This window comes from Rugamonas fusca (genome assembly GCF_014042365.1).
GTDB lineage: Bacteria > Pseudomonadota > Gammaproteobacteria > Burkholderiales > Burkholderiaceae_D > Rugamonas > Rugamonas fusca.
Map to the genome: position 1 here is coordinate 58,300 of NZ_JACEZS010000014.1, position 15,802 is coordinate 74,101.

Consider the following 15,802-nt stretch of genomic DNA (forward strand, 5'->3'; position numbering starts at 1 on the left):
GCATATGAACAAGACCTTGATTTCCATCGCGGCGGGTGTGCTGCTGTCCGGTTGCAGCCTGGCGCCCGTGTACCAGCAGCCGCTGGCGCCTGTCGCGCAAGCGTGGCCGTCCGGCGACGCCTACAAGCCCGCGCCAGCGGCGCCCGGCGCGCAAGCCGCCGCCGACATCGCCTGGCGCGACTACTTCACCGATGCGCGCCTGCGCCAGGTGATCGCGCTGGCGCTGGCCAACAACCGCGACTTGCGGGTGGCCGCGCTCAATATCGAGAAGGCACGCGCCCAGTACGGCGTGACCGGCGCGGCGCAACTGCCGTCCGTGTCGGCCTCGGTGAGCCAGAACGCGTCGCGCACGCCGGCCAATATGCGGCCTGACGGTGAGGCGGCCATCAACCGCCAGTACAGCGGCGGCCTGGGCGTGGCGTCATATGAGCTGGACTTCTTCGGCAAGGTGCGCAACCTGTCCGAGGCCGGCCTGCAAACCTACCTGGGCACGGAGGAAGCGCGCCGCGCTGCGCAAATCAGCCTGGTGGCGGAAGTGGCCAACAGCTACCTGACGCTCATCGCGGACCAGCAGCGGCTGGCGCTGGCGGCCGATACGCTCAAGAGCCAGCAGATCAGCTATGAACTGAGCCAGCGCCGCTTCGCCGCCGGCGCCACCTCTGGCGTGGACATGTACGAGGCGCAGAGCAGCGTGGAAGCTGCCCGCAACGAGATGGCCGTCTACACGGCGCAGGTGGCGCAGGACCGTAACGCGCTCACGTTGCTGGTTGGCGGCGCCGTGCCGGACGCCATGCTGCCGCAGGGCGAACTGGAAGCGGTGGCGCAGACGGCCAGCCTGCCTGAAGGCTTGCCGTCCGACGTGCTGCGGCGCCGGCCCGACGTGCTGCAGGCGGAACGGACGCTGCGCGCGGCCAACGCCAACATCGGCGCGGCGCGCGCCGCCTTCTTCCCCAGCATTTCGCTGACGGCGACGGCCGGCAGCGCCAGCGGCGACCTGACTGGTTTGTTCAAGGGCGGCTCGTCGGCGTGGACGTTCCTGCCGCAGATCCGCCTGCCGATCTTCGACGGTGGCGCCAACCGCGCCAACCTCGATATCGCCAAGGTGGACCGCGACATCGCCGTGGCCAGATACGACAAGGCGATCCAGGGCGCGTTCCGCGAAGTGGCCGACGCGCTGGCCCAGCACGGTACGCTGGATGAGCGGCTGGCGTCGCAGCAGGCGCTGGCCGAGGCGTCGGACAAGAGCTTCCGCATCCACCAAGCGCGCTACGAGAAGGGCGCCGAGTCCTACCTGAACGCGCTGGTGTCGCAGCGCGCGCTGTACGCGGCCCGGCAAAGCCTGATCACGGCGCGCCTGGCCAAGGCCAGCAACGCCGTCACGCTGTACAAGGTGCTGGGCGGCGGCTGGCAGGAGGAGGGCGGCGGCCAGGTGGCGGCGGCTGGTACCACCGCCGGCGCGCGGGCAAATTGACAAACGGCGCCGCCTTGGCCACAGTATCGCCTGGACCAGATATCACGAAAGCAGCCATGAGCATCACGGAAAAACGCCACACGGACCCGGAGCGGGCGCAGAGCCGCCGCAGGCAGGTGCTCGACGCGGCGGCCCTGTGTTTCAGCCGCAGCGGTTTTCATGGCGCCAGCATGGCCGAGATTTCGAAGGCGGCCGGCATGAGCGCGGGCCACATCTACAACTACTTCGACGGCAAGGATGCGATCATCGCGGCCTTCGTGGAAGAGGAAGTGGAGCGCGTGGCGCTGCTGCTGCGCGACCTGGAGCAGAAGGACGATCCGCTGCAAGCCATCGTCGACGAGAGCGACAACTCCGTCGACGAGCACATGGCGCCCGATTTCTGGCGGCTCAAGCTGGAAATATTTGCTGAGGCGTCGCGTAATCCCAAGGTGGCGGCCGTGATGGTGAACGCGGATCTGCGCATGCGCACGCAGTTCCGCGCCATCGTCAAGGCGGGCCGCGAACGGCATGGCCTGGCGGCGGACGACGCCACCATCGACGGCCGGCTGGAAGCGACCATTGCATTGTTCCAGGGGCTGGCGCTGCGGGCGTTGCATCATCCTGAACTGGACAAGGCTGCGCTCAAGCGCGCTTACCGCGTCGGGCTCGGGGCGCTGCTGCTGTCCTAGTGCCATGAAGGCTGTTTCATCTTCCCGTACAACTACCCGTAAGGAATCCGCATGACCTCCTACGTTTTCCCCGCCCATGACATCGTCGGCCTGCCGGTGGCCGGCACCGAACAGCGCTTCCCCGTGCGGCGTGTCTACTGCGTGGGCCGCAACTACGCCGCGCACGCGCGCGAGATGGGTTTCGATCCCGAGCGCGAGCCGCCGTTCTTCTTCTGCAAACCGAACGATGCGCAGGCCGTGGTGCCGGTCGCGCCGGGGCAGGTACTGGAGCTGCCGTATCCGCCGGCCACGGCCAACCTGCACTACGAGTGTGAGCTGGTGGTGGCGCTGGGCGTGGGCGGGCGCAATATCGCCGTGGAGGATGCGGCGCGCCACATCTACGGCTACGCCGTGGGCCTGGACATGACGCGGCGCGACCTGCAGTTCAAGATGCGCGACGCCGGCCGGCCATGGGAGATCGGCAAGGCCTTCGACTTTTCCGCGCCGGTGGGCACGCTGGTGCGCGCGGCCGAAGCGGGCGACATCCACCACGCGGCCATCACGCTGGACGTGGACGGCGTGCGCAAGCAGGACAGCACCATCGCCCACCTGATCTGGTCCGTGAGCGAGACGATTGCCAACCTTTCGACCCTGTTCGCACTGGAGCCGGGTGACCTGATCTTCACCGGCACGCCCGAAGGCGTGGGCGCCGTGGTGCGCGGCCAGGCGCTGGTCGGGCGCGTGGCTGGGCTGCCGGAACTGGCCGTCAAGCTGGTGTGAATGTTGGATGCGGCAATATCCGACCAAAATGTAAGGTTTATTGCCGAAAGGTGTCCCGCAAGTGTGGCAAAAGGATAAGCGGGCTGCTATAATGCTTGCCTAGTCGGGGCGTAGCGCAGCCTGGTAGCGTACTTGCATGGGGTGCAAGGGGTCGGAAGTTCGAATCTTCTCGCCCCGACCAATAGATTTAACGAGATAGGCCAACCTTCGGGTTGGCCTTTTTCGTTTGCATCATTCAATGGCTACCCCAATGGGGGGATTACCGGAGTAGCACAGCAATTAGTCGACATGCCACATACATTTTTCCTCGAAAATTGAATCGCTATTGCTCATGGGGTAAGTACGATCGGCGCTTTGGGTCAATCCGGCGTCGGCGCCAACACCGGTGGGATCAGAATTTTTCCCAGTCGGTGCCGACAGCCGCCGCCTTGCGGGGTGCCGGCGCGCCCAGCTCGGTCAGCCGAAGGGGACTTTTCGCGGCCCTGGCTTCGAGCGGTACGGCAGGCGCCAGCGGCCGGGTACGGCCGTCCGTCCCGACCTTGAAGATGTCCACCACTTGGGCCAGACCGTCGGCCTGCTCCTGCATCGAGCCGGCGGCGGCAGCGGCCTGTTCCACCAGCGCCGCGTTCTGCTGGGTGACATTGTCCATTTGAATGATGGCCTCGTTGATTTGTTCGATCCCAGTGCTTTGCTCGCGGCTGGCCGACGATATATCGGCCACGATCGCGCTCACTTGGTGAACGCTGTCGACCACTTGTTGCATGGTGGTGCCGGCCTGCTGCGCCAATTCGCTACCAGACGCCACCTGCGTGACCGAATGGTTGATCAAATCCTTTATTTCCTTGGCGGCCGCTGCGCTGCGCTGCGCCAGGTTGCGGACTTCTGTCGCCACCACGGCAAAGCCGCGCCCTTGTTCGCCGGCGCGCGCCGCTTCCACGGCGGCGTTTAGGGCCAGGATGTTGGTCTGGAATGCGATGCCGTCGATGACGCCGATAATATCGACAATCTTGCGCGAAGAGTCATTGATCGCGTTCATGGTGCCCACCATCTGCTGCACCATTGCACCGCCGCGGGACGCCACATCGGAGGCCTTGCCGGCTAGCTGGTTGGCCTGTTGCGCGTTATCGGCGTTCTGCTTGACAGTACTGGTCAGCTCTTCCATCGAGGAGGCGGTTTCCTCCAGCGCGCTGGCCTGTTGCTCGGTGCGCGACGACAGGTCTAGGTTGCCGTGCGCAATTTCGCGTGAGGCAGTGCCGATGGTGTCGCTGGCCTGGCGCACCCGGCCAACGATGCCGGCCAGATTATGGTTCATGTCCTGTAGCGCCAGTAGCAGCTGTCCCATTTCATTGCGGGCGCCAATCTCGATGTGCCCGGTCAGATCGCCGCGGGCCACGCTTTGCGCCACCTGAACGGCCTGTGCCAGCGGCTGGGTAATAGCACGCAGCAGCCAGGCGCCGAAGATGATGGCCAGCGCCAGGGCGGCCAGCAGCACCACGCAGACCACGATACGGAAACGTTGGTATTGCTGCTGCGAGCGGTCGTATTCGCCTTTTGCCACGGTGAGCTGCAGCGCGATCAGGTCGTTGAGCGGGGTACGCACCTTGGCGTAGAGCGGCATCACCTTCTGGTGCAGGATCTCGGTCATTCCAGCCATATCACCCGTCCTGGCCGCCGCAACTGCCGGTTCCACGCCCTCTCGAACAAAGGTCTGACGCGCAGCGACGAACTGCTCGGCCAACTGCTTTTCCTCGGGCGTCAAATAGGTCGCCGTGTATTCGTCCCAAATCTTGTCCACTTCGAGACGGTTGTTCACCACGGCCTCGACCATGGTGGGGAGCTGGGCGGGGTCTTGGGTGGCCGAGCTGGCGATGGCCAGCTGGCTGCGGTTGAGGCCGCGGATGATGCGGTCGAGCTGACCTAGGGCCACCAGGCGGTCGTCATAGATTGTTTTCACCGCACTATTGCTGGTTTGCAGGCTGAACAGACCGGCCAGGCCGATGCCCACCATCATGACGCTGAGCGCGGCGAGCGTCGCAATCAGCAAGCTTTTGATTGAAATATGCTTGAACATAAGGTCCCCTTGGCGTGTTTCGTGGTTGGGTGCGCTAGTCTGGGGGCTAGGCCGCGAGGGCTGGACTGGGGCCGCAATGTTTGGGCGGTGAGGTGCGCTGTCGGGCAGGTTTGCGGTCAGGGGCGGTGACGGTCGGCTGCTTCATTGCAAAACGATAGTAACGTGATTACCTAGCGCAAAGCAAATGCAAATAGGTAATTTCCAGTATCTTGCGGGCCGGGCAAATCATGGGCCGCCAGTCAGTGTGCAGCGTCGGTCGGCCCGCTTTTGGCGTCTACGCCAAATTGAACTAGACCGATGATTTTCGCTGCGCCAGGCGAATTCGCGAAAGCGTAGGCTCAGTGCGACTCCCGGAAGGCATCGCCGCCATGGCCGCCTCGCGCACCACCTGGATCGCCCGTTCGCGGAACCATTGATGCACGCGGTCAGCGTCGCGCATCTCGTGCCAGTAGGCGAAGATCTGGTACGGCTTGACCCGCAGTGGCAATGGCTTGACGACGATGGGCAGCAGTTCGGCCAGGCGCAGCGCGTAAATGCGCGGCAGGGTCAGCAGCAGGTCGCCGGACGCGGCGATCTGGCAGGCGGCGAAATGGTGCTGGCAGTACAGGTGGATCTGCCGGTGGCGGCCATCGTTGCCGAGCAGGACGTCCAATGTGTTGGGTTCTCCCAACGTTGATACGCACACATGCCGCGCCGCGAAGTAATCGTCGCGGCTCGGGGTGCCATGGGCCAGCGGATGGTCGCGGCGCATGACGACGACGTGCGTTTCGTCGAACATATAGGCGCTGGCTACGCGCGGACCCACCCGCAGGCGGCGCTCGAACACCAGGTCCAGCTGGCCGCTGGCCAGCGCCCGCTCCACCTCGTCCAGTGGCACGCGCCGGCTGGCCAGCCGCAGCCGCGGCGCTTCGCGCGAAAAAGCGGCCGCCAGGGCGGGCAGCGTCATCGATTCCAGCATGTCGCGCGCGCCCAGCTTCATCTCCACATCCAGTGTCTCCGGCTGCACTTCCGCCTCGCTGTGCAAGGTGCCTTGCAGGCCATGCAAATGGCTTTGTACGGTGTCGATCACGGCCAGCGTGCGCTCGGTGGGCACGATGCGGTTGCCCTGCCGGACAAACAAGGGGTCACCGAAGTGCTCGCGCAAGCGGTTCAAGGCATGGGTCACGGCCGGCTGCGTGAGGTGCAGCGCGCGCGCGGCGGCCGTGATGCCGCCCTGCTGGTAGATCGCGTCGAGGACGCGGAACAGGTTCAAGTCGATGCGGCCGTCGGTGGACATGGTGGAGCGGGATGGATGGCGGGGAAGTCGGCGAATTCAGGCATATTAACCGTATTTATGCCGCCGCATTACTAATATTCATTTTATGGATGGGCATAATTCGCTTACGCTGGCTGTATCACAACAGCCTGGGCTTCGCATTATGAAATTCTCTGCATTTGAACGTCGCCGCGCGCGTGCCGTGCGTGGCGTGGCCGCCAACAACGCATCGCAGCTGCGTGCTGCCGCCCGAAAGGAGCACGCATGAGCAGCGCGATCACCGACGCCCGCCCCGTGCGCGAGGAAGACCGGCTCGACATGGCGCGCCTGGACGCCTGGCTCAAGAGCGCGATCGACGGGCTGGAAGGGGAACCGGAGATCCGCCAGTTCCAGGGTGGCGCTTCCAACCTGACCTACCTGGTCAACTATGGCGAGCGCGCCCTCGTGCTGCGCCGCGCCCCGGCCGGCGCCGCCGGCGCGGGCGCGCACGACATGCTGCGCGAGGCGGCCGTGATGGCGGCCCTGAAAGCCAGCTATCCCTACGTGCCGGCCATCCTGGCGCGCTGCGATGATCCGGCCGTGATCGGCGCGCCGTGCTTTGCCATGGAATGCCTGCCCGGCATCATCCTGCGGCGCGACCTGCCGCCCAACCTGGGCCTGGACAGGGCCGGCGTGCGCCAGCTGTGCACCAATGTGCTGGACCGCCTGATCGAGCTGCATGCCGTCGACACCTCGCGCCCGGAAATCGCCGCGCTGGGCAAGGGCGATGGCTACGTGGAGCGCCAGTACGGCGGCTGGACGGGGCGTTGGCAGCGCGCGCTGACCGAAGGCACCGACGGCTGCGAGGACGTGGTGGCCTGGCTGGGCGCCATGCGGCCGCAGCGCGACACGCGCCAGTGCGTGATCCACAACGACTACCGCTTCGACAACGTGGTGCTCGATCCAGCCGATCCCACCCGCGTGATCGGCGTGCTGGACTGGGAGATGGCGACCATCGGCGACCCGCTGATGGACCTGGGCGGCTCGCTGGCCTACTGGGTGGAGGCGGGCGACGAACCGGCCTTCCTCGCTTCGCGCCGCCAGCCCACGCACGCGCCGGGCATGCTGACGCGGCGCGAAGTGCTGTCGTACTACGCCGAGCGCACCGGCACCGACATCGGCGACTTTGCGTTCTACGAAGTGTTCGGCCTGTTCCGCCTGATGGTGATCGCGCAGCAGATCTACCGCCGCTACGCGCTGGGACAAACCACCAACCCGCAGTTCGCCGGCTTTGGCGACATGGTGCGCTACCTGGGCCAGCGCTGCCGGGCCGTGATCACGGCTGGCGGCAGCGTGCGGTGAGCGAATATTTCAACCTTCAAAAGAACACCAACATGAACCCATCCAATCTGTTCGACCTGACCGGCAAGGTCGCCCTGGTCACTGGCGCCAGCCGTGGCATCGGCGAGGAAGTCGCCCGCCTGCTGGCCGCCAGCGGCGCGCATGTGATCGTCACCAGCCGCCGCGTCGATGACTGCCAGCGCGTGGCCGACGAGATCGTGGCCGCCGGCGGCTCGGCCGAAGCGGCCGCCTGCCACATCGGCGACATGGCGCAGATCGAAGCCTTGTACGCGCACCTGGCCGCGCGCCACGGCCGGCTCGACATCCTGGTCAACAACGCGGCCACCAGCCCGTATTTCGGCCCCATCGCCGACACCAGCGCCGAGGCGTTCCAGAAAACGGTGGACGTCAACATCCGTGGCTACTTCTTCATGTCCACCCACGGCGCCAAGCTGATGGCGGCCAATGGCGGCGGTTCCATCATCAACGTGGCGTCCGTCAACGGCGTCATTCCGGGCATGCACCAGGGGATCTACTCGATCACCAAGGCGGCCGTTATTTCCATGACCAAGGCCTTCGCCGTCGAAATGGCACAACAGGGCGTGCGCTGCAACGCGCTGCTGCCGGGCTTCACCGACACCAAGTTCACCACGGCGCTGAAGGACTCGCCGGCCGTGCTCAAACAGCTGCTGGCGCACGTGCCGATGCGCCGCGCCGCCCAGCCTTCCGAGATGGCCGGCACCGTGCTTTACCTCGCTTCGGCCGCGTCGAGTTACACTACGGGAGCTGTTCTCAATGTCGACGGTGGCTACCTGTGCGTTTGAACCGTCGTTAATGTACGCTTTCATGGAATAACAGGAACAACATATGTCTCTAACGATAGCTGTGCCACGTGAAGTTTACCCGCAGGAGAAACGTGTCGCCACCGTGCCCGATGTGGTGGAAAAGCTCATTAAGCTGGGCTTTTCCGTCGCAGTGCAAGCGGGCGCCGGCGATGCCGCCAATTTCAGTGACGACGCCTATCGCGCCGCCGGCGCGCGCATCGTCGACAGTGCGCCCGAATTGTGGGCGCAGGCCGATATCGTGTTCAAGGTGCGTGGCCCGAACCCGGAAGAAGTGGCGCTGGTGCGCGAAGGCAGTACCCTGGTGTCCTTCATCTGGCCGGCCCAGAACCCCGAGCTGCTGCAGCAACTGGCGGCCAGGAAGGTGACGGTGCTGGCGATCGACGCGCTGCCCCGTACCTTGAGCCGCGCCCAGAAGATGGACGCGCTCACCTCCATGGCCGGCGTGGCCGGCTATCGCGCCGTGATCGAGGCGGCCAATGCGTTTGGCCGCTTCTTCAACGGCCAGGTGACGGCGGCCGGCAAGATCCCGCCCGCCAAAGTCTTCATCGCCGGCGCCGGTGTGGCCGGCCTGGCCGCCATCGGCACGGCCGTGGGCCTGGGCGCCATCGTGCGCGCCAACGACACGCGGGCCGAGGTGGCCGACCAGGTGGTGTCGCTGGGCGGTGAATTCGTCAAGGTCGATTACGAGGAGGAGGGCGGCGGCGGCGGCGGTTACGCCAAGGTGATGAGCGAGGGTTTCCAGCAGGCCCAGCGCGCCATGTACGCCAACCAGGCCAAGGAAGTGGACATCATCATCACCACCGCCCTGATCCCCGGCAAACCAGCGCCCCGGCTGATCACGGCCGACATGGTGCGCAGCATGAAGCCGGGCAGCGTGATCGTCGACATGGCCGCCGAACAGGGCGGCAACTGCGAACTGACCGTGCCCGGCCAGGTGGTGGTGCAGCATGGCGTGACCATCGTCGGCTACACGGACCTGGTGAGCCGCCTGGCCAAGCAATCGTCGACGTTGTATTCCAACAACCTGCTGCGCCTGACCGAGGAACTGTGCAAGACCAAGGATGGCGTCATCAACGTCAACATGGAGGACGATGCGATTCGCGGCCTGACCGTGGTCAAGGATGGCGCAGTCACCTGGCCGGCACCGGCGCCCAAGCTGCCGCCGCCGGTCGCCAAGCCGGCTGCGGCCGCCGTGCCGGCGCCCAAGGCGCACGGCCACGGCGCGCCGTCCGAGCCAGCGTCGGCCGGGCGCGTGGTGGCGCTGTTCGGCGTGGCCGCCGCGCTGTTGCTGGCGATCGGCGCGTTCGCGCCGGCCGCCTTCCTCGGCCACTTCACCGTGTTCGTGCTGGCCTGCTTCATCGGCTACATGGTGGTGTGGAACGTGACGCCGGCCTTGCATACGCCGCTGATGAGCGTGACCAACGCCATTTCCAGCATCATCGCCATTGGCGCCCTGGTGCAGATCGCGCCGCCGGTGGACGCGGCCATGGCCCGTCCGGCCGACGCGATCCGCTGGCTGGCCATGCTCGGTATCGTGCTCACCGCGATCAATATGTTCGGCGGTTTCGCCGTCACGCGCCGCATGCTGGCGATGTTCCGCAAATAATTCGAAGAGGGCTAAAACGATGTCTGAAAGTCTCACCACCGTCGCCTATCTGGGCGCGACGATCTTGTTCATACTGAGCCTGGGCGCCTTGTCGCACCCGGAAACGGCACGGCGCGGCAACGTGTACGGCATGATCGGCATGGCCATCGCCGTGCTGGCGACCGTCTTCGGCCCGCACGTGACGGCCTCCGGCCTGTCGTGGATCGTGATCGCCATGGTCGCGGGCGGCTCGCTGGGCCTGTACGCGGCGCGCACCGTGCAAATGACGCAAATGCCGGAACTGGTGGCATTGATGCACAGCCTGGTCGGCCTGGCCGCCACGCTGGTCGGCTACGCCAACTACATCGATCCGTCCGTGTCGGCCCAGCTGTCGGGCGCGGAAAAGGCGATCCATGAAGTGGAAATCTATGTCGGCGTGCTGATCGGCGCCATCACGCTGTCCGGTTCCCTGATCGCGTTCGGCAAGCTGTCGGGCCGCGTGGGCGGCAAGCCGCTGCTGCTGCCTGGCCGCCACTGGCTCAACCTGATCGGTTTGCTGATCGTGATCGTCGTCGGCCAGCGCTTCCTGCACGCCGAAGCGGTGGCCGACGGCATGCTGCCGCTGGCAGTGATGACCGTGATCGCGCTGCTGTTCGGCGTGCACATGGTGATGGCCATCGGCGGCGCCGACATGCCGGTGGTGGTGTCGATGTTGAACAGCTATTCGGGCTGGGCGGCGGCGGCCACCGGCTTCATGCTCAATAACGACCTGCTGATCGTGACCGGCGCGCTGGTCGGTTCGTCCGGCGCCATTCTATCCTACATCATGTGCCGCGCCATGAACCGCAACTTCATCAGCGTGATCGCGGGCGGCTTCGGCAGCGGCGCCAGCAAGCCGGCCGCCGGTGGCGGTGCGGCGCAACCGGCAGGCGAAGTGGTGGCCGTGACCGCCGTCGAGACCAGCGAAATGCTGCGCGAGGCGAAGAACGTGATCATCGTGCCCGGCTACGGCATGGCGGTGGCGCAGGCGCAGCACACGGTCAACGAGATCACGCAGTACCTGCGCTCCAAGGGCGTGAACGTGCGTTTCGGTATCCACCCGGTGGCGGGCCGTATGCCGGGCCACATGAATGTGCTGCTGGCCGAAGCCAAGGTGCCCTACGATATCGTGCAGGAGATGGATGAACTGAACGATGATTTCGGCGACACCGATGTCGCGATGGTGATCGGCGCCAACGACATCGTCAATCCGGCCGCGCAGGATGATCCTTCGAGCCCGATCGCCGGCATGCCGGTGCTGCAGGTGTGGAAGGCGAAGAACTCGATCGTGATGAAGCGCAGCATGGCTTCCGGCTACGCGGGCGTGGACAATCCGCTGTTCTACAAGGAGAACAACCGCATGCTGTTCGGCGACGCGAAGAAGATGCTGGACGAGGTGCTGGCAGCGTTGAAAGCGGCAGCGTGATGGTAAGCAGGCGCTGATTTGACGTGCGAAAGGCCAATCTCCCGATTGGCCTTTCGTTTTTCCGGCATCGTCTTTCCGGGCAGTGTGCGTGATCAGTGCGCGCGGCGCCGCTTTACAGGCAGGCTGGCCTGGGGCAGGGCGGCCGGCGTCCCGGCTGTGGCGCCCTCTGCCGCCTCCAATGACTCGATGATGGGACAATCGGGCCGTTCATCGCCATGGCAGCAGCGCACCAGGCTTTCGAGCGCGGTGCGCATTTGCTGAAGTTCTCTCAGCTTGGCGTCCAGCTCCGCGAGGTGCGCCTGTGCCAGTGCCTTGACCTGGCGGCTGGAACGGTCGCGGTTCTGCCACAGGTCGAGCAATTCGCCCACCTGGTCCAGCGCAAAACCCAGATCCCGGCAATGGCGGATGAAGCGCAACCGCGCCACATCCTTGTCGCCGTAGCGCCGATAGCCGGCATCCGTTCGGCCCGGCTGCGGCAACAAGCCGATACTTTCGTAGTGCCGTATCTTTTTCGCCGAGACCCCGGAGATCGCGGCGACTTCGCCTATATTCATCGAATCACTCCTGAAGCGCTTTACGTAATCAGTCTGATCCTTGCCATGGTGGGAAGGTCAATCGCATTGTACTGCGTGGCCAGCCATACGGTGACGCTAGCGGCCACCGAGGCCGAGCTGCAGGCGCTGTGCGACGCCATCGCGGATGCCGGCTACGCGCCGGTGCGCATCGTGCCAGCCTGGCCTGCCCGCGAATGACCTGTCGCGAGGGCGGCCTATACCCTAAGCGAGGAAAGTCATGACCAGCACCAGCGTGGCCGCCGACAACAGGGGCTGCAGCGTGATCACCCCGGCCATCAGGTGGCTGTCGCCGCCCAGTTGCCGGGTCAGCACGTAGGAGGTCGGGGCCGTGGGCAGGGCGAAGAACAGCACCAGCGCCGCCGTTTCGACGGCCGACAGGGCTAGCAAGCGCGCACACCCCCAGGCGACGGCCGGCACGATGAGCAATCGCGTCAGGCTGTTGATGATCAAGGCGCCGCTCTGGCCGCGCAGTTCGTCCAGCCGCAGCGCCGCGCCCACGCTGAGCAGGCCAAGCGGCAGGCTGGTATTGGCCAGCAGCGCCAACAGCCGGTCGGCACCCCAGCGCAGCTCGATGCCGGCGAGGTTCAGCAGCACCCCGGCCAGGCAGGACACGATCAAGGGGTTCCTGGCGAGGGAGAACAAAAGCGCTCCTGGCGTGGTATGCCGGTCCGCCGACAGGGCCAGCACGGACAGCACATTCACCATCGGTACGAGCAGGGCGATAATGACGCTGGCGAACAGCAAGCCCGGTTTGCCGTACAGGCCGCCGATGGCTGCCAGCCCCAGGTAGGTGTTAAAGCGCAGGATACCCTGCAGCAGCACGCCAAAACGGGCCGCAGGCCAGTTCCTGATCTTGCGCGCGATGAGCAGCCCCGCGCCACAGACCGCAACCGTCAGCGCCACCGCCGCCAGCAGGCGCGGTAACGCCGGATCGCGCAACGGCGCCGTGGAAAGGCTGGAGAGCAGCAGGGCGGGGAACAGGATGAAGTAATTGAGGCGCTCGGCGCCGGGCCAGAACTGCTCGCCGGGAAAGCCGCATTTCCTCATGGCGTATCCCGCCACGATCAGCAGGAACAGCGGCCACAGTGCGATCAGGATGGTAATCATGGTCCGGTTGCCTCAGCGCGCCAACATCGTTATACGTGCCCGTCATGGTAGGGTTCATCCGTTTCATGGACAATCGAATTCGAATTCGAATTCAATGCAGCTGCCACGGGGGGGAGACTAGGACGTTTTCCTCCACGGGGCGATGGTCCGCCATGAGCACACCGGCCTTGCGCCAGCTTGAGCTGTTCGGCCACGCCCGGGAAGCATGTCTCGGCTGGTTTCTCGTATGCGTTTCCAGCGAAGACGGTAAGCACGTGGCTTATTCGCACGCGTTCAGGGAAAGCATGGGCAATACCAGCTTGCCCAATACCGCCGCGCCGATCGACACCCGCCATGCACAGGACAACCTGGTGCTTGCCTACACCCGCCTGTTGTAAGCGCGCGGCATGGCCCGATCAGGGCCGCGAGGCACGACAGCCCCTCTGCGCATGGGCGGTCGTGCCGTCACGCCTACCTTAGTTCGCCAGGAAGCCGGCCAGGCGTTCGCGGATGATGCTGTTGGCTTCGGCCATGATGCGCTCTATCAGTTCCCGGACGGTGGGGATATCGTGGATCAGGCCAGCTACCATGCCGCACGACCACGCGCCCGTTTCCATGTCGCCTTCTTTCATGATGCGGGGATAAACGCCGGCCACTTCCTCGATGATGTCCTCGAACTTGAGGGCGGCGCCCAGTGCGCGTTCCTTCTCCATCAGGCGGTCCACGGCCGCGTTGCGCAGCACCCGTTCCGTGTTGCGCAGGCCGCGCATGACGAGGCGGGTATCGAGTTCGCTGGCGGCCACGATGGCTTGCTTGACGTTCTCGTGCACCGGCGCCTCCTTGGTGGCGATGAAGCGGGTGCCCATGTTGATGCCCTGCGCGCCCAGCGCCAGCGCGGCCACCAGGCTGCGCCCGTCGGCCATGCCGCCCGAGGCGACGAAGGGGATTTCCAGCTCGTCGGCCGCGCGCGGCAGCAGGATGAAGTTGGGCACGTCATCCTCGCCGGGATGGCCGGCGCATTCGAAGCCGTCCACGCTGACGGCGTCGCAACCGATGCTTTGGGCTTTCAGCGCGTGGCGCACCGAGGTGCATTTGTGGATCACCTTGACGCCGGCTTCATGCAGCAGGGGCAGGTATTTCTGCGGGTTGTTGCCGGCCGTCTCGACGGCCTTGACGCCACCATCGACGATGGCGCGGATGTAGGCGGGATAGTCCGGCGTGTTGATGATGGGCAGGAAGGTGAGGTTGACGCCGAACGGCTTGTCCGTCATCTCGCGGCAGCGGGCGATCTCGCGGGCCAGGTCGTCGGCCGAACGCTGCGTCAGGCCGGTGATCATGCCCAGGCCGCCCGCGTTGGAGACGGCGGCCGCCATCTCCGCGTAGCCCACGTGGTGCATGCCGCCCTGGATGATGGGGTGTTCGATGCCGAATAATTCCGTGATTTTCGTTTTCATGGCTGTTCTACCTGCTGGAAGTGGATGGTTCGATGCGGCGCAGACACCTGTCTGACCGGGGGCGTGCTGGCCTGTCCCGGCTATTGTCGCAGCGGTATCGGGCATCGCCACAGGGCAGGGGTGGACATTCGATAGTCATTTCAGGCCAATTTGCGTTATGCTGGCCACATGAACCCGACCGCCACCCCGACCGCCCCCTCTTTGCGCGCCCGCCAGGCGCCCAGCATCCACCCTGTCTATGTGCGCCTGTTGTGCAACACCCTGCGCAAGCGCGGGCTCGAGGTGGACGCCTTGCTGGCCGGCGCCGGGCTGGCGCCGGACGCGCTGAGCGAGGCGGCCGGTCCCATCCTGTTTTCCCAGCTGCTGGCGCTGTTGCGGCTGGCCGTGCGCCAGTGCCCGGATCCCTTGCTGGCGATCGAATGGGGCCGGCGCATCCGCGCCAATGTCCATGGCAATGTCGGCAATGCCATCTTTTCCAGCAACACCGTGCGCCAGGCCCTGCGCACGGCGGAACAACTGGCCAGCCTGCGCTGCTCGGGCATCGGTGTGACACTGCGCGAGGCGGGCGCCTTTGTCCGGCTGGAGCTGGTGCCCGTGGTGCCGCTGCATGGGCTCGACGAGTTCGTTTCCACGGTGGTCGCGTTCACGGCCATCGAAGTGCTGCGCGGGCTGGTCGGCGGCGGCATTGGCCGGGTGTGCATCGAGTATCCCTTCCCGTCGCCGGCCTGGGCGCCCGAGCGCGCCGCCCATTGCCCGTGCGACGCCCGGTTCGATGCGCCCATGCTGGCGGCCCGGATACCGGCCGAGCTGCTGGAGCAGGAATTGCCGACGGCCGACGCCCACGCCCACGCCCTGGCCATGCGCCAGTGCCAGCTCGACATGCGGGCCGGTTCGGCCCAGTTGTCCGAGCGCGTGGCCGCCTGGCTGGCTGGCCACGCGGGCGCCTATCCCACGCTGGACCAGGTGGCCGACCACTTCTGCCTGTCGCCGCGCACGCTGCGGCGCATGCTGCAGCAGGAAGGGCAGCAATACCAGAAGATCCTCGACCAGGTGCGCATGGACGCCACCCGGCTGCTGCTCACGCAGTCGGCGCTGAGCGTGGACGAGATCGCCGCGCACGCGGGCTACAGCGACACGTCCAACTTCATCCGCGCCTTCCGCCGCCATCACGGCCAGACGCCGCGCCAGTTCCGCGACGCCGGCGCGGCCGATAGCACCGCCACGTAGCGCGACCGGGGCCGGCGCACC

At 65.9% G+C, this 15,802-nt stretch carries 15 protein-coding genes and 1 tRNA gene; 11 read left to right on the forward strand and 5 right to left on the reverse strand.

Annotated features, from left to right (window positions below; all coding sequences use genetic code 11):
• The first annotated feature begins 4 nt into the window (after positions 1-4).
• The 4 genes from H3H36_RS16645 to H3H36_RS16660 all read left to right on the forward strand — a co-directional run bounded on the left by H3H36_RS16645 (position 5) and on the right by H3H36_RS16660 (position 3,079).
• Positions 5-1,471 (forward strand): efflux transporter outer membrane subunit, encoded by a 1,467-nt coding sequence (locus H3H36_RS16645; protein ID WP_182219213.1) that lies wholly within the window; start codon positions 5-7, stop codon positions 1,469-1,471.
• A 56-nt stretch (positions 1,472-1,527) separates the two neighbouring features.
• Complete coding sequence (locus H3H36_RS16650) at positions 1,528-2,139, forward strand: TetR/AcrR family transcriptional regulator (RefSeq protein ID WP_182219214.1); 612 nt, start codon at positions 1,528-1,530, stop codon at positions 2,137-2,139.
• A gap of 51 nt (positions 2,140-2,190) precedes the next feature.
• Positions 2,191-2,898, forward strand: coding sequence for a fumarylacetoacetate hydrolase family protein (locus H3H36_RS16655; RefSeq protein ID WP_182219215.1), 708 nt, complete (start codon positions 2,191-2,193; stop codon positions 2,896-2,898).
• A gap of 104 nt (positions 2,899-3,002) precedes the next feature.
• Positions 3,003-3,079: transfer RNA gene (locus tag H3H36_RS16660), tRNA-Pro, on the forward strand.
• A gap of 210 nt (positions 3,080-3,289) precedes the next feature.
• Here the strand turns inward: H3H36_RS16660 and H3H36_RS16665 are convergent.
• Complete coding sequence (locus H3H36_RS16665; protein ID WP_182219216.1) at positions 3,290-4,969, reverse strand: methyl-accepting chemotaxis protein; 1,680 nt, start codon at positions 4,967-4,969, stop codon at positions 3,290-3,292.
• A 289-nt stretch (positions 4,970-5,258) separates the two neighbouring features.
• Entirely contained in the window at positions 5,259-6,245 is a 987-nt protein-coding gene (locus tag H3H36_RS16670) for a LysR family transcriptional regulator (protein ID WP_182219217.1), read from the reverse strand.
• A gap of 243 nt (positions 6,246-6,488) precedes the next feature.
• Between H3H36_RS16670 and H3H36_RS16675 the strand changes: the two genes are divergently transcribed.
• From H3H36_RS16675 to pntB, 4 genes are read left to right on the forward strand one after another with little or no spacing between them, the layout of a single operon-like run.
• The gene (locus tag H3H36_RS16675) at positions 6,489-7,565 is read left to right on the forward strand and encodes a phosphotransferase family protein (protein ID WP_182219218.1); all 1,077 of its coding nucleotides are present in this window, start codon (positions 6,489-6,491) and stop codon (positions 7,563-7,565) included.
• Positions 7,566-7,597: 32 nt separating this feature from the next.
• A complete protein-coding gene (locus H3H36_RS16680) occupies positions 7,598-8,368 on the forward strand; it encodes an SDR family oxidoreductase (protein WP_182219219.1) in 771 nt (256 codons plus the stop codon).
• Positions 8,369-8,411: 43 nt separating this feature from the next.
• The gene (locus H3H36_RS16685) at positions 8,412-9,995 is read left to right on the forward strand and encodes a Re/Si-specific NAD(P)(+) transhydrogenase subunit alpha (RefSeq protein ID WP_182219220.1); all 1,584 of its coding nucleotides are present in this window, start codon (positions 8,412-8,414) and stop codon (positions 9,993-9,995) included.
• A 19-nt stretch (positions 9,996-10,014) separates the two neighbouring features.
• On the forward strand, positions 10,015-11,439 hold the full coding sequence (gene pntB / locus H3H36_RS16690; protein ID WP_182219221.1) for a Re/Si-specific NAD(P)(+) transhydrogenase subunit beta: 1,425 nt from the start codon (positions 10,015-10,017) through the stop codon (positions 11,437-11,439).
• Between the two features lie 92 nt (positions 11,440-11,531).
• Here the strand turns inward: pntB and cueR are convergent, their stop codons facing one another.
• Positions 11,532-11,993, reverse strand: a complete 462-nt coding sequence (gene cueR, locus H3H36_RS16695) for a Cu(I)-responsive transcriptional regulator (RefSeq protein ID WP_182219222.1) — start codon at positions 11,991-11,993, stop codon at positions 11,532-11,534.
• 45 nt (positions 11,994-12,038) lie between these two features.
• Here cueR and H3H36_RS16700 point away from each other — a divergent pair, with 45 nt between their 5' ends.
• Positions 12,039-12,191: a hypothetical protein gene (locus tag H3H36_RS16700; RefSeq protein ID WP_182219223.1), complete on the forward strand. Its 153-nt coding sequence runs from the start codon at positions 12,039-12,041 to the stop codon at positions 12,189-12,191.
• A gap of 24 nt (positions 12,192-12,215) precedes the next feature.
• On the opposite strand, the gene H3H36_RS16705 is transcribed toward H3H36_RS16700, so the two are convergent.
• On the reverse strand, positions 12,216-13,121 hold the full coding sequence (locus H3H36_RS16705; RefSeq protein WP_182219224.1) for an AEC family transporter: 906 nt from the start codon (positions 13,119-13,121) through the stop codon (positions 12,216-12,218).
• A 152-nt stretch (positions 13,122-13,273) separates the two neighbouring features.
• Here H3H36_RS16705 and H3H36_RS16710 point away from each other — a divergent pair, with 152 nt between their 5' ends.
• A complete protein-coding gene (locus H3H36_RS16710; protein WP_182219225.1) occupies positions 13,274-13,498 on the forward strand; it encodes a hypothetical protein in 225 nt (74 codons plus the stop codon).
• 78 nt (positions 13,499-13,576) lie between these two features.
• On the opposite strand, the gene H3H36_RS16715 is transcribed toward H3H36_RS16710, so the two are convergent.
• Positions 13,577-14,554 (reverse strand): NAD(P)H-dependent flavin oxidoreductase, encoded by a 978-nt coding sequence (locus tag H3H36_RS16715; protein WP_182219226.1) that lies wholly within the window; start codon positions 14,552-14,554, stop codon positions 13,577-13,579.
• Between the two features lie 168 nt (positions 14,555-14,722).
• Here H3H36_RS16715 and H3H36_RS16720 point away from each other — a divergent pair, with 168 nt between their 5' ends.
• Complete coding sequence (locus tag H3H36_RS16720; RefSeq protein ID WP_182219227.1) at positions 14,723-15,781, forward strand: helix-turn-helix transcriptional regulator; 1,059 nt, start codon at positions 14,723-14,725, stop codon at positions 15,779-15,781.
• Positions 15,782-15,802: the final 21 nt, after the last annotated feature.

What these genes read in the sequence shown, in the direction of transcription:
- H3H36_RS16645 (WP_182219213.1), top strand. Translation starts at nt 5, where the DNA reads ATGAACAAGACCTTGATTTCCATCGCGGCGGGTGTGCTGCTGTCCGGT.
- H3H36_RS16650 (WP_182219214.1), top strand. Translation starts at nt 1,528, where the DNA reads ATGAGCATCACGGAAAAACGCCACACGGACCCGGAGCGGGCGCAGAGC.
- H3H36_RS16655 (WP_182219215.1), top strand. Translation starts at nt 2,191, where the DNA reads ATGACCTCCTACGTTTTCCCCGCCCATGACATCGTCGGCCTGCCGGTG.
- H3H36_RS16665 (WP_182219216.1), bottom strand. Translation starts at nt 4,969, where the DNA reads ATGTTCAAGCATATTTCAATCAAAAGCTTGCTGATTGCGACGCTCGCC.
- H3H36_RS16670 (WP_182219217.1), bottom strand. Translation starts at nt 6,245, where the DNA reads ATGTCCACCGACGGCCGCATCGACTTGAACCTGTTCCGCGTCCTCGAC.
- H3H36_RS16675 (WP_182219218.1), top strand. Translation starts at nt 6,489, where the DNA reads ATGAGCAGCGCGATCACCGACGCCCGCCCCGTGCGCGAGGAAGACCGG.
- H3H36_RS16680 (WP_182219219.1), top strand. Translation starts at nt 7,598, where the DNA reads ATGAACCCATCCAATCTGTTCGACCTGACCGGCAAGGTCGCCCTGGTC.
- H3H36_RS16685 (WP_182219220.1), top strand. Translation starts at nt 8,412, where the DNA reads ATGTCTCTAACGATAGCTGTGCCACGTGAAGTTTACCCGCAGGAGAAA.
- pntB (WP_182219221.1), top strand. Translation starts at nt 10,015, where the DNA reads ATGTCTGAAAGTCTCACCACCGTCGCCTATCTGGGCGCGACGATCTTG.
- cueR (WP_182219222.1), bottom strand. Translation starts at nt 11,993, where the DNA reads ATGAATATAGGCGAAGTCGCCGCGATCTCCGGGGTCTCGGCGAAAAAG.
- H3H36_RS16700 (WP_182219223.1), top strand. Translation starts at nt 12,039, where the DNA reads ATGGTGGGAAGGTCAATCGCATTGTACTGCGTGGCCAGCCATACGGTG.
- H3H36_RS16705 (WP_182219224.1), bottom strand. Translation starts at nt 13,121, where the DNA reads ATGATTACCATCCTGATCGCACTGTGGCCGCTGTTCCTGCTGATCGTG.
- H3H36_RS16710 (WP_182219225.1), top strand. Translation starts at nt 13,274, where the DNA reads ATGAGCACACCGGCCTTGCGCCAGCTTGAGCTGTTCGGCCACGCCCGG.
- H3H36_RS16715 (WP_182219226.1), bottom strand. Translation starts at nt 14,554, where the DNA reads ATGAAAACGAAAATCACGGAATTATTCGGCATCGAACACCCCATCATC.
- H3H36_RS16720 (WP_182219227.1), top strand. Translation starts at nt 14,723, where the DNA reads ATGAACCCGACCGCCACCCCGACCGCCCCCTCTTTGCGCGCCCGCCAG.